Consider the following 12,820-nt stretch of genomic DNA (forward strand, 5'->3'; position numbering starts at 1 on the left):
TTTCATCCACCACCTACAAGGATGGTGGTTTTCAGCTTCCCGCTATTTTTTATAAAATGAAACCAATGACAAAGCCTCCTACAACACCAATGGTTTCCGCACCGTATAACACTATGTCTAACAAGAAATTGCCGTAAAGCTTATGCTTATTCAGTGTTTTGCCTTCTCCTATGACTTTTCCCATATCGAACTCGGTGGGTAAACCTAACTGTTCGGCATAGGTACTAAGCGCACGGACGCGTTTACCAGTCAAGGGATGAGTAGAATTTAACTCCATCCACCAGCCCCAAGGGTTGAACATATCCCACAAAAAGACGCGACCAATTTTTTGGGTATCAGATGCAACTCGATAGGCTGTTCCGGTGGAAGATGCGGCTTTATGGTCATAAATACCTAAGGCGCGAGTACCTTCAATTAACCGACTAGGTTCAGGCGATCGCGCTCCTTCTTCTAAAATACCGTAGGCAATCTTCACCAAAGCGCGAGATAATCCATTGGGATTACCTGTGGTTTCTGCGGCAAAGTGGTCAGCAAAGTATTCCCTGGTACGTGAAAGATACAGTAATAAATAAGTGCCGAGAACATAAAACACGTAGGCAACAAAACCAGCTGTTTGCATAGCATCTTTGATTTTGTTATCGCCGCCACCACGTCCCAATCTTCTGGCTGTAATGTAAATCAGGTAGCAAATTTGTACTAATGTAGAAGCTACTGTCATCACGGCAAAGTCCCAATGAACTATGTGTCCTAATTCATGAGCGTAGACGGTAGCAATTTCATTATCATCTAGATAAGTGAAAAGTCCCTGGCTGACCACTAACCGCGCACTATTTGGTAAAGAACCATACGTAAAAGCAGTGGGGTTTTGGTCGTTAATGATTCCCAGACGCGGAGCCTTGAGATTTTTTTCTTGGCAGACTTGACGAATAACTTTGGCTGTCTCTGGGCTGAGACTTTCCACTTCTGCTAACTCTACCCAGCGAGTTTTGTAAAGCCAGCCTTGGGTTAAGTCCATGAGAAAGGGAGACAGGAAAAAGGCAGCCGTATTAAAAACTAAGGTAAAAACAATAGCGATCGCTAACCCTTGGAGTGGATTGTTACTACCCACAATTAATACTAAGCTCAAACCTAATACCAACACCATGCCAAACAGCAAGGTCATGGTGACACCAGAGGCTAACGCCAAACTACCACCCACACCCCCCATCGCTACTTTGACTCCAGCAGTAGCAGCACGTCCAGCTTTTTGCATGGTGCTAGGCTGGTTGACTGACTGAGATAAAGATTGACTGGCTGTTTCTGCCCATTGGCGAACCTTGGGGTTTTCACTCGCCATTAACTTTTGACATAGCAGCGTCGCTTTTTCGGTTTGCTCTGTGGCTTGATAAGCTTTCATCAACCACATCTGCGCTGAAAGATAATCAGAGGAATCGTGATCAACACAATTGCGGCTGAATCGTTCGAGGATTTCCACCGCTTCTTGATAACATCCTTGTTGAAAGGCTTCTAATCCAGATTGCAATGACATAGTATCTCCTGTGTAAAGGAGTAGTATTTGATCCATCAATACTCAATAGATCCACCGCTTGTCATCGCAATTACGGAAACTTTACAAGTATAAATTAATTTTAGGGCTTGAGAAAAAGCTTTTGTATTGACTACTAAAGGAAGACTTGGGAGATGGGGAGAATGACTAATGATTAACTAAGATTGGTAGGATGGGGAAAAAGCCGATTTTGTCACATGACTGTTCTTCAAGATACTTCTTCTCTGATTGCCATCGCCCAAAAAACACGTCAAGCTGCTAGTAAGTTGGCAATTCTCTCCACTGATGCGAAAAATCAAGCTATCGAAGCGATCGCTCAAGCTTTAGAATCATCCCAAAATGAGATTTTGCAGGCAAATATCGCTGATTGTCAAGGGGCGGCGGCTGAAGGTATTGCCAAACCACTGTATAAACGCTTGCAGTTGGATGAACATAAATTAAGAGATGCGATCGCAGGAGTGCGAGATGTTGGTAAACTAGCTGATCCTGTAGGTCAGGTGCAAATTCACCGCGAAATCGATACAGGTTTAACTCTCAAGCGCATTACTTGTCCTTTAGGTGTGTTGGGGATTATTTTTGAAGCCCGTCCAGAAGCAGCAATTCAAATTGTTTCTCTGGCTATTAAATCAGGTAATGGTGTTATCCTCAAAGGTGGTAAGGAAGCCATTCGTTCTTGTGAAGCCATAGTGAAAGCGATTAAGCAAGGATTGTCTCACACTGAAGTTAGCCCTGATGTGGTGCAGTTGCTAACAACTAGAGAAGAAACTAGAGAACTTTTAAATTTAGATAAATATGTAGACTTAATTATTCCTAGAGGTTCCAACTCATTTGTGCAATTTGTCCAGGATAATACTCGTATTCCCGTATTAGGACACGCCGACGGAATTTGTCACTTATATATAGATAAAGCTGCTGATATTGCTAAGGCTATTAAAGTTACCGTTGATGCGAAAATTCAATATGCCGCAGCTTGTAACGCCATTGAAACTTTATTAATTCACCAATCCATAGCCGCAGAATTTTTACCAAAAGTTGCTGAAGCTTTGCAAGCTGTGGATGTAGCATTAAAAGGTGATCAACGCACCTTAGAAATTTTACCTCATATCGCCCCTGCCACAGTAACAGACTGGGAAACAGAATACAGCGATTTGATTTTATCCATGAAAATTGTAGAATCAATAGAAGAGGCGATCGCTCATATTAATGAATATGGTTCACGGCATACCGATGGCATTATCACCGAAGATTTAGCGGCTGTAGAAACCTTCTTTGGACTTGTCAATGCTGCCGGAGTATTTCATAATTGTTCTACCCGCTTCGCTGATGGTTTCCGTTATGGTTTCGGTGCAGAAGTAGGAATTAGTACTCAACAAATGCCTCCCCGTGGTCCAGTGGGTTTAGAAGGATTGGTAACCTACAAATATCAAATGACTGGTGATGGTCATATTGTCGCTACATACACCGGGGGAAATGCTAAATCATTTACTCATCAAGATTTAGTGTGATGGGAGTAGGGAGTGGGGTTGAGGACATGAAACTTATGACCAATTTTTCTCATCTCCTCCATTTCCTTTTTTGGACGCAAACTAGTATGAGAATTTTGGATGACTGTTGAAAAACCAAGTTGGTTGCAAGTGGCTTTACAAATCAAAGGTTCCGTAGTTCCAGCTATCTTTCCCCGGCTAAGTTTATGTACTGGACTAGGATTGATTGTATCAATCATTCATCACTACGGCTATGATTTACCACAGCAGATTTTTGGAAGTGTAATTAGTAATGTTGCTTATAACTTGGTCTTAGGTTTATTAATGGTATTTCGCACCAATACTGCTTATAGTAGATATTGGGAAGGAAGACAAATTTTGGGAAATATAATTATTAATAGTCTGAATTTAGGCAGAAAGATTAGGCTATTAGTTGCCGAAAATGAACCTTTTGTTCAAGAAAGTAAAGCAGCAGCCATTAAATTATTAAGTGCATTTTCCATTGCTACTAAATTACACCTGCGCCGGATGCCAGTCAACAAAGAACTAGAAACCTTACTGACACCATCACAATATTTAGAACTTAAAGATGCAAAAAATCCCTCCTTAAAAATTGCCTTATGGATTGGCAATTATCTCAAACAACAGCAAATACAAAATCGCCTCACTACATTTGAATTAGTAGAAATGAACGCCAAATTAGATAACATGGTAGAAGGGTTTATCGGGTGCGATCGCATCTTAACAACACCGATACCACCAGCTTATACAATATATCTCAAACGAGTTTTATTAATATACTGTCTAATCCTACCATTACAACTTGTAGCCAACTTGAATTGGTGGACAGCCCCCATCGTCGCCATAATTAGTTTCATTTTGCTAGGCGTAGAAGAAATTGGTAATCAAATAGAAAACCCCTTCGGAATTGAACCCAACGATTTACCAGTAGATGAAATTTGCCATAAATTAGTCAACAACCTAGAAGATGTAATTACTACAGATTTACCCAGCCTCAGAAATTCCTAAAACTCCTTTCTTCCTTGGCGTCCTTGGCGTCTTGGCGGTTAGTTCTCAAAATCAAGATAACCGAAAAACTTGTCATTTTCTTAAGTGATAACTTTCGGTACAATACATAAGCCTCACTCATTTTTTGCAAGATCATGGGCAATACTTTCGGATATTTATTTCGCATCACTACATTTGGCGAGTCCCACGGCGGCGGTGTGGGGGTGATAATTGATGGCTGTCCTCCCCAACTGGAAATCTCCGCAGCAGAAATTCAAGTAGAGTTAGACAGAAGAAGGCCAGGACAAAGCAAAATCACCACACCACGCAAAGAAGCCGATACTTGCGAAATACTGTCTGGGGTATTTGAAGGTAAAACCTTGGGAACACCCATAGCTATTATGGTGCGAAACAAAGACACCCGTCCCCAAGACTACGACGAGATGGCCCAAAAGTATCGCCCATCCCACGCAGATGCAACCTATGATGCTAAATATGGCATTCGTAATTGGCAAGGTGGCGGTAGATCGTCAGCACGTGAGACAATAGGTAGAGTCGCCGCAGGTGCGATCGCTAAAAAAATTCTCCGTCAAATTGCCAACGTGGAAATTATCGGTTACGTCAAGCGCATCAAAGACTTAGAAGGCGTAATAGATCCCAACACCGTCACCTTAGAACAAGTCGAAAGTAATATTGTCCGCTGTCCCGATGCCGAATGTAGCGATCGCATGATTGAATTAATTGAGCAAACTGGCAGACAAGGTGACTCCATCGGTGGTGTAGTGGAATGCGTAGCGCGGAATGTCCCCAAAGGTTTAGGTGAACCAGTCTTTGATAAATTAGAAGCTGATATTGCCAAAGGAGTCATGTCTCTCCCAGCTAGCAAAGGCTTTGAAATTGGTTCAGGTTTTGCCGGCACACTATTAACAGGAATTGAACATAACGACGAATTTTATATTGATGAAAACGGAGAAATTCGCACCGTAACTAATCGTTCTGGCGGTATTCAAGGGGGAATTTCCAACGGAGAAAATATAATTTTAAGAGTTGCCTTTAAGCCCACAGCCACAATTAGAAAAGAGCAAAAAACAGTTACTAATGAAGGTGAAGAAACCTTATTAGCTGCCAAAGGACGGCATGATCCTTGTGTATTACCTCGTGCAGTCCCAATGGTTGAAGCTATGGTAGCTTTAATATTGTGTGACCATTTATTGCGTCATCATGGCCAGTGTCGAGTGTTGTAATTCGTAATTTTAGGATGACTCAAGAAACGGGTTATGAACAAGACTTTCTGTTATGGACGCAACAACAAGCCGAGTTGTTGAAAAAGGGACATTGGGCTGAGTTAGACATTGAACACTTGGTAGAGGAACTAGAGGCGTTGGGGCGCAGTGAACAAAAAGAACTTGGTAGCTATTTACAAGTACTGTTAATGCACTTACTCAAATGCCAGTATCAGCCAGAACGCCGAACCAAAAGCTGGGATCATACCCTTAACAACTGTAGAGACAAAATTCAAGATTGCTTAGAAGATACTCCCAGTTTGCAGCGTTATCTTCACAATCCAATGTGGAGACAAAAATACTACCGTCGTGCTTGTCGAGACGCAGCTAAAGAAACTCAAAAATCAATAGAGATATTTCCTGCTGAATGTCCGTTTACAATTGAGCAAATTCTTGACCCCAATTTCTTAGTTTAAACTATGTCAAAATTTAGATGGGAATTATATTTTTCAATATTCCTTTTTTGATAATGGTATAGAATTAGCCAAGTAACCCTTAGTGGAGATTTTACTTGGCCACACACAGGATTAAACTACAGGCAAGCGAGATTAAGCCCAGGTTGCAACTTCTGAAAAAGAAAGCTTTATTCATAGAACCTAAGCTGGCATCTAAAATCAATGAAATTGTAACTACACTATTAAGATATAAGAATGAACTTCTGGATAAGAAACTATTTTTAATAGAATTTCTCAATGAATTTTATTACGATATTCAAACTTATATATATGAGATAAAACCCATTTTAAATTTATCTCAAACAGAAGTTGAAAAATTTTGTCAGCAAAAAAATCTATCCTTTACCGAGTATTATTGGTACAGAGTAATTTTGCCTAATTGGTTGAGTCAGGAAGACCCCAAATTTTCTTACTGGATAGAACAATTATTACAACAAAATTATAGTGGTACTGATGAAAATCTAATTCTTGCTCTAACTCAACAAATTAATGCTAGGTCTAACGGAAGCGCTTCACATCGTTATATTCTAGATTTCTCAATGGCAACAGATTTACTAGTGAGTCATGTTCCTAGCACATACGAGCCTGTTTTTGTTCAGCTTACAGGTATTCCTAACTTACGAGATGGACAACGTAATCCTGATTTTCTGAATAAGCAGCAAAGATGGAACAATACTCTATCATGTTGGAGTATTAAACGAGCTTTACTGGTTGCTCATGATACTCAAGTGAATACTCAAGACAATCTGTTGAGGTTAGCAGATGCTATTCTAGAAGAAAGCAGAGATCGCCCCGCTAGTTTTATTGCTGTTAGGGAATTTCCTGGATAAAATTATGAATCAGAATATCAACATTTATAATCAGTCAACCTCTGAAGTAGATGGCAACTATTTACAAGCATCCCAACAATTGCAGATTGATAAACAAACTTATGGTTCAGACTATATTCATCTTTATGTTGAGGATATAGAAGGGGACTGGTTAGAAAATTTGGATTGGGAAGACGATTTAACAGATTATGTTGATGCTTTTTATCATCATTGTGAACAGCAAAATTATCAATTTGCTTTTGATACTTTGATAGCTTGTAATGAGCTACTGAATCAGCCAGAAAATAATCAAAAACTTTTAGAACTTTATAATTATTTAGCAGAAAGTTTAAAAGTAAAACATCCACAATTAGCCACTTTGGTAGAAAATTTATATGTAAAAGATCCAAGAAGAGCAGAATTAAATGAAAAGATTTTGAATATATTGCAAGCTAAAATAGTACAGTTGGATGCCTTACCTGAATGAAAAAGCAGCTCAATTTATTCAAATATAACAATTTACAAAATTTCATGAGGAATAAGCTAATAATGAGACAGTTTATTGCATAGCTCAATACCACTAAAAATTATATTATTTTTCTTTTTTGGTTTGGCGGTTTATTGAAAAAGTAATTTTAAAGTTGAGAAATAATTGCTATATATTAAATATTACAACTCAATATAAATCCTTAAATATGGATTTTATCACGCTATTAGGATTATGTGCCGCCACTTTAACAACTAGTGCCTTTTTGCCCCAAATGTTTAAAACATGGCAAACAAAATCAGCAAAAGATGTCTCTTATGTCATGTTGATTACATTTATGAGTGGTCTTTTTTTATGGTTAATTTATGGAATATATCTTAAATCTTTGCCGATTATTCTTGCTAATGGTGTGACTTTGTTTTTTAACCTGATAATTCTATGGCTTAAAATTAAATATAGATAAACTTGCTCCTAATAAATACCTGTGACATCATCTCTATTTGCCTCTGAACGCCTCTTATTCACCCCCACAACCCCCAACAACGATGCTATCCCGCTAATTTTTGCCTTTCCCAATGAGTACACTGTAGGGATTACTAGCCTTGGCTATCAGGTGGTGTGGGCAACTTTAGCCATGCGTGATGATGTGCAGGTAAGTCGCTTATTTACCGATATTCAAGAACAACTTCCCAGAAATCCGGAAATTGTGGGATTTTCTATTTCTTGGGAACTCGATTATGTAAATATTTTAAATTTACTGGAATCTCTAGAAATTCCCATTTGGGCTAACTTACGTACTGAAAATCATCCCCTAGTATTTGGTGGCGGCCCGGTGCTGACTGCTAACCCTGAACCTTTTGCCGACTTTTTTGATGTCATTTTACTAGGTGATGGGGAAAATCTACTGCCGAACTTTATTGAGGCGTACAAGGAAGTCAGAAACGCTTCTCGACAAACTCAACTCAAAGCACTGGCGCAAGTCCCCGGAATTTATGTTCCTAGTTTGTATGAAGTGGAATATCACACCAAAGATGGGGAATTAAAGTCAATTAAACCGATTTTTCCAGAAATACCCGCAGTTGTGCAAAAACAAACCTATCGGGGAAATACCCTATCAACATCAACTGTAGTCACAGAAAAAGCTGCCTGGGAAAATATTTACATGGTGGAAGTGGTGCGGAGTTGTCCAGAAATGTGCCGCTTCTGTATGGCGAGTTATCTCACGTTACCTTTTAGAACAGCCAGTCTAGAAGGTTCTTTGATTCCCGCCATTGAAAAAGGCTTAGAAGTAACCAAGCGACTGGGGTTATTGGGGGCTTCTGTGACGCAGCATCCAGAGTTTGAGGCGTTACTAAATTATATTAGTCAGCCAAAATACGATGATGTCCGTCTGAGTATTGCCTCAGTGCGAACCAATACTGTAACTGTGCAGCTTGCCGAAACTTTGGCAAAAAGAGACACGCGATCGCTTACCATTGCTGTAGAAAGTGGTTCCGAAAAACTCCGCCAAATCATCAACAAAAAGCTGCATAACGATGAAATCATCCAAGCAGCGATAAATGCCAAAGCTGGCGGCTTAAAAAGTCTCAAACTCTATGGTATGGCTGGAATCCCCGGTGAGGAACCAGAAGATTTACAACAAACCGTAGACATGATGCTGAGTATCAAAAAAGCCGCACCAGGACTACGGTTAACACTGGGATGCAGCACCTTTGTACCCAAAGCCCACACACCATTTCAATGGTTCGGAGTCAATCGCCAAGCCGAAAAGAGGTTGCAATTTTTACAGAAAAGACTCAAACCTCAGGGCATCGAGTTTCGCCCAGAAAGCTATAATTGGTCGATTATACAGGCTTTGATATCCAGAGGCGATCGCCGACTTTCCCAACTACTAGAATTAACCCGTGAATTTGGTGATTCCTTGGGTAGCTACAAACGTGCTTTCAAACAACTCAAAGGACAAATCCCCGACTTAGAATTTTACGTCCACGCCAATTGGTCAACCGAGCAAATCTTACCTTGGAATCACTTGCAAGGGCCTCTGCCACAGTCTACACTACTGAAGCACTTGGCTGATAGCTTGCCATCAACCAAACAACTACAACCATTAACCAATTAAAATTACGAACTACGAACTACGAATTACCTCAATGCAAACCACTGCTGAGTATTACTGTGCTTATTGCGGCGAACCGAACTTAACCTTTATCGATTTGAGTGCTGGTTGTCAGCAATCTTATGTAGAAGATTGTCAAGTGTGCTGTAATCCAAATATTTTATATGTGCGGGTTGATGAAGATACCCTAGATATCGAGATTGATACTGAGTCTGAAGGTTAAATTTTTACGTTTTACTTTCCATGCTGCACTTTCAACATTCTTCAGTGATTAATGCGCCACCCGAAGTAGTTTGGAAATTTCACGAAAGACCGGATATTTTGCAACTACTGAACCCACCTTGGCAACCAGTTCAAGTAGTCCGCCGTGAAGGAGGACTGGAAGTGAGCGCTATTACCGAATTTCGCCTATTTTTAGGGCCTTTACCTTTAACTTGGTTAGCACGTCACACTGAATGTGAACCAAATCGCCTGTTTATTGACGAACAGATATCTGGCCCTTTTGACTCTTGGGTACATCGACACGAATTTGCCCCGGAAAATGGTAAAACCAGGCTCACTGATGCTGTTACTTTCTCAATGCCAGGTGGAGACACAGTTGAATTTATCAGTGGTTGGTTAGTTAAGGCACAATTAGAAGCGATGTTTCGCTACCGTCACCATGTGACTAAACGCGAGTGTGAGTCACGATAAATACTGTCTCAGCGGGTGTTTGCAAGTCAAATATGATTTTCACTCGAAGATTTCATCCTTTAGACTTGCTTACCTATGCACTAGAGATAGATAGCATTAAATGTCCAGGAAAATACTATATATAGTGTCATATCAGTCCTTACATCCCCACATAGTGACAACAAATAAGTGCCATTCGCTAATACCGGAAGTCTACTTCAGTGGACTGAGAACTATGCTATTGAGGGAAATAATGGCAAGTATAAATTCTTAAATGAGACTACTAGCTATAAATACAATATTTAGCTGTATTTTTAGTTACATTAATTGATATGTTAACTGAAAAGGTAATAGCATGTGTAATAATAGTTAAAGTATCTTAATATTTATATATTTTTATTAAGAACATAAGTGCTATCTATGACAAAACACTAATCACTACAAAATTCTCTGACTAGTGATTAGTGTATTTTACCTTGACTATAATAATACGCGGAGTAAAAGCGTGATTCAGTTACAACAACCATATAAACATCAAATAAAAACTACTCCAGTAGTAGAAAGATATATTTCCTTGGGGGGGCTTTTTATAGCTATAGCCATTATGTTTTTATGGGCTATGAGCTTGTTTTTTTTATTAACTATTGACATTGCCAAATTTCAGTTTTGGATGTTATTAACTATCATTTTTGGCCAAACATTTTTATCTACAGGATTATTTATTACTGCTCATGATGCTATGCATGGGGTAGTTTTCCCCCAAAATATCAAAATTAATCATTTTATTGGCTCATTAAGTGTAACTCTTTATGGTTTCTTATCTTATTCAAAACTCTTAAAAAAGCATTGGTCACATCATCACAATCCAGCCACTACGACAGACCCAGATTTTCACGATGGTAAACATAAAAGTTTTTTTGCTTGGTATTTTTATTTCATGAAGCGTTACTGGAGTTGGCGCCAAATGGTTGGCATCACAATTATTTATAATATGGCAAGGTGTATATTACATATACCAATGGCTAATTTAAATTACTTTTGGGTAATTCCTGCACTTTTAAGTTCATTACAATTATTTTATTTTGGAACTTTTCTCCCCCATCGGGAGCCAATAAATGGATATATCAGTCCTCATCATGCGGAAACTATCAACCGTCCAATTTGGTGGTCATTTATTACTTGCTATCATTTTGGCTACCATAAAGAACATCACGAATACCCTCATATTCCTTGGTGGCAACTACCTGAAATTTATAGGAAACAGAGACTAGAAACTAGAGACTAGTAACGCTGCGCGGAAGTCAAAAGGGTCCAGTGCGTTGGGGAGACAGCACTTTGACACCATAGCTAACGTACCTCTTTCAAACTGTCTACTTGCTTGGTAAACATCTCAGTGAATAAACTCATAACTGTACGTTCTTCACGTATCTTAATATTGGCAACAATTGACATTCCTGACTGCAAAGAGATATTTCTTCCCTGAATATCTAGGTGTTGTTTATCCAAACTAATAGTAGCGGGGAAGCGATAAAACTTATGCGTTTCATCTGGTGGTAATGCGTCTGAGCCTATGCTGATTACTTGTCCTTTAATATCCCCAAATTGGCTAAAAGGAAAAGAATCAATTCTCACATCTGTCTTCATGCCTTCCCGAACAAAACCAATATCTTTATTGGTAATAAATACCTCAGCGATGAATTTATCATGGGGGACAATTTGTAGCAGTTTTTGACTAGAGTTAGCCACAAATCCAGTATTTTTAGCTTGTAAATCAAATATCACTCCCGCCACAGGAGCATGAATTTCTTGATATTGTAAATTCAATTGAGCTTGAGAAATCTTACTATTTAAATCTGCTAAATTTTGCTCGTTATTCAGCACAATTTTCATAAATTGGCTATCAATTTCGGCAATACGTCTTTTATTATCAGATATCCTTTCTAAAATATTTTTACCGGAAACAGCCACTGTATTTTTTAATTCCTGCCGTCCTTTTTCAATATCTAATTGTAGACGCTGCTGTTCTTCATCTAATTGTGCTATCTCGGCCGCGAGGTTTTGTACCTGTTGTTGCTGATTAAGATATTGAAGTTGAGAAATGCCACCTTCTTCAGCTAAAACGGTGAGTTTATCTAAAATATGCTGCTGAATAGCTAAACTCGCTTTGGTATCATTACTTTTTACCTGCGCTTGAGCAAGTTGTTTTTTGGTTTTTTCTACTTCTAACTGGGCCGCAGCAGACCGAGAATCTAATTCATTTTTAGCTATTTGCAGACGTTGCTGTTCGTCAATTCCTAAATCTAAAGCTTGATTAGAGTTTTTTAATTCGGCACGTAACAACTCATTCTCTTGAATTAATGCTGTTCTACTTTTTAAAAGAAAGCTAGCATTTGGTGGTAATTGATTCGCCAAAAAGCCCACTTCTGATAATGTAGTAGAATTGTCTGCCATGATTCGCCGATAAATCTGGTTTTCTTCAGTTAATGCGGCGCGAATTTTGTTTAAGGAATCTAGTTGGGCATTGCTAGCAACGGTTTCAAATGTTAGCAACAAATCTCCGGGTTGGACTTGTTGACCATCTTTAACGTGAATTGTTTTCACAACTCCACTAACTGGTGCTTGAACTTCTTTGATTGTTCCTTCGGGCTTTAATTGACCAGTAGCCGGGACAACTTGCTCAATTTTCGCAAAACAAGCCCACGTAATGCCAAAACAAGCCAAGCCAACTAAGGTCATCATAATTGTGCGTGACCAAACAGGAGATTGGCGGAGTACAACTGATTGATCAAAATTAGTATAGTTAGTACGATTTAAAGATGCTGGAGGAGTTTTGGCAGCAGGTGTTTGTGCATCTACTGTTGTGATTTTTTGATCATGCTTACCGTTTCCGTTACCGTTACCGTTATGGCCATTGCGGCTATTGCCATTAAGTAGAGTCATAATAATTTATGTTAGGGATA

The 12,820-nt window shown here is 39.1% G+C and carries 13 protein-coding genes; 11 read left to right on the forward strand and 2 right to left on the reverse strand.

The window, feature by feature from the left end; genetic code table 11:
• Positions 1-49: 49 nt before the first annotated feature.
• Positions 50-1,528 carry a M48 family metalloprotease gene (locus ACM0OT_RS00005; RefSeq protein WP_414561643.1) on the reverse strand — a complete coding sequence of 493 codons (1,479 nt, stop codon included), beginning with the start codon at positions 1,526-1,528 and terminating at the stop codon, positions 50-52.
• 215 nt (positions 1,529-1,743) lie between these two features.
• Here ACM0OT_RS00005 and ACM0OT_RS00010 point away from each other — a divergent pair, with 215 nt between their 5' ends.
• The 11 genes from ACM0OT_RS00010 to crtW all read left to right on the forward strand — a co-directional run bounded on the left by ACM0OT_RS00010 (position 1,744) and on the right by crtW (position 11,145).
• Positions 1,744-3,051, forward strand: a complete 1,308-nt coding sequence (locus ACM0OT_RS00010) for a glutamate-5-semialdehyde dehydrogenase (protein WP_414561645.1) — start codon at positions 1,744-1,746, stop codon at positions 3,049-3,051.
• Between the two features lie 99 nt (positions 3,052-3,150).
• Positions 3,151-4,059, forward strand: a complete 909-nt coding sequence (locus tag ACM0OT_RS00015; RefSeq protein ID WP_414561647.1) for a bestrophin family protein — start codon at positions 3,151-3,153, stop codon at positions 4,057-4,059.
• Between the two features lie 134 nt (positions 4,060-4,193).
• Entirely contained in the window at positions 4,194-5,282 is a 1,089-nt protein-coding gene (gene aroC, locus ACM0OT_RS00020) for a chorismate synthase (protein ID WP_414561649.1), read from the forward strand.
• Positions 5,283-5,296: 14 nt separating this feature from the next.
• Positions 5,297-5,737: a DUF29 domain-containing protein gene (locus ACM0OT_RS00025; protein ID WP_414561651.1), complete on the forward strand. Its 441-nt coding sequence runs from the start codon at positions 5,297-5,299 to the stop codon at positions 5,735-5,737.
• 143 nt (positions 5,738-5,880) lie between these two features.
• The gene (locus tag ACM0OT_RS00030) at positions 5,881-6,606 is read left to right on the forward strand and encodes a hypothetical protein (RefSeq protein ID WP_414561653.1); all 726 of its coding nucleotides are present in this window, start codon (positions 5,881-5,883) and stop codon (positions 6,604-6,606) included.
• Positions 6,607-6,610: 4 nt separating this feature from the next.
• A complete protein-coding gene (locus ACM0OT_RS00035; protein ID WP_414561655.1) occupies positions 6,611-7,072 on the forward strand; it encodes a hypothetical protein in 462 nt (153 codons plus the stop codon).
• Positions 7,073-7,280: 208 nt separating this feature from the next.
• Positions 7,281-7,535, forward strand: coding sequence for a SemiSWEET transporter (locus ACM0OT_RS00040; RefSeq protein WP_414561656.1), 255 nt, complete (start codon positions 7,281-7,283; stop codon positions 7,533-7,535).
• A gap of 21 nt (positions 7,536-7,556) precedes the next feature.
• On the forward strand, positions 7,557-9,191 hold the full coding sequence (locus tag ACM0OT_RS00045; RefSeq protein ID WP_414561658.1) for a B12-binding domain-containing radical SAM protein: 1,635 nt from the start codon (positions 7,557-7,559) through the stop codon (positions 9,189-9,191).
• A gap of 31 nt (positions 9,192-9,222) precedes the next feature.
• A complete protein-coding gene (locus tag ACM0OT_RS00050; protein WP_414542763.1) occupies positions 9,223-9,411 on the forward strand; it encodes a CPXCG motif-containing cysteine-rich protein in 189 nt (62 codons plus the stop codon).
• Between the two features lie 20 nt (positions 9,412-9,431).
• Complete coding sequence (locus tag ACM0OT_RS00055) at positions 9,432-9,881, forward strand: SRPBCC family protein (RefSeq protein ID WP_414561660.1); 450 nt, start codon at positions 9,432-9,434, stop codon at positions 9,879-9,881.
• 484 nt (positions 9,882-10,365) lie between these two features.
• Positions 10,366-11,145 (forward strand): beta-carotene ketolase CrtW, encoded by a 780-nt coding sequence (gene crtW, locus ACM0OT_RS00060; RefSeq protein ID WP_414561662.1) that lies wholly within the window; start codon positions 10,366-10,368, stop codon positions 11,143-11,145.
• Positions 11,146-11,207: 62 nt separating this feature from the next.
• On the opposite strand, the gene ACM0OT_RS00065 is transcribed toward crtW, so the two are convergent.
• Positions 11,208-12,800: an HlyD family efflux transporter periplasmic adaptor subunit gene (locus ACM0OT_RS00065; protein ID WP_414561664.1), complete on the reverse strand. Its 1,593-nt coding sequence runs from the start codon at positions 12,798-12,800 to the stop codon at positions 11,208-11,210.
• Positions 12,801-12,820 lie beyond the last annotated feature (20 nt).

The sequence above is a fragment of the Anabaena sp. CCY 9613 genome (assembly GCF_963920895.1).
Taxonomy (GTDB): Bacteria; Cyanobacteriota; Cyanobacteriia; order Cyanobacteriales; family Nostocaceae; genus Cyanocohniella.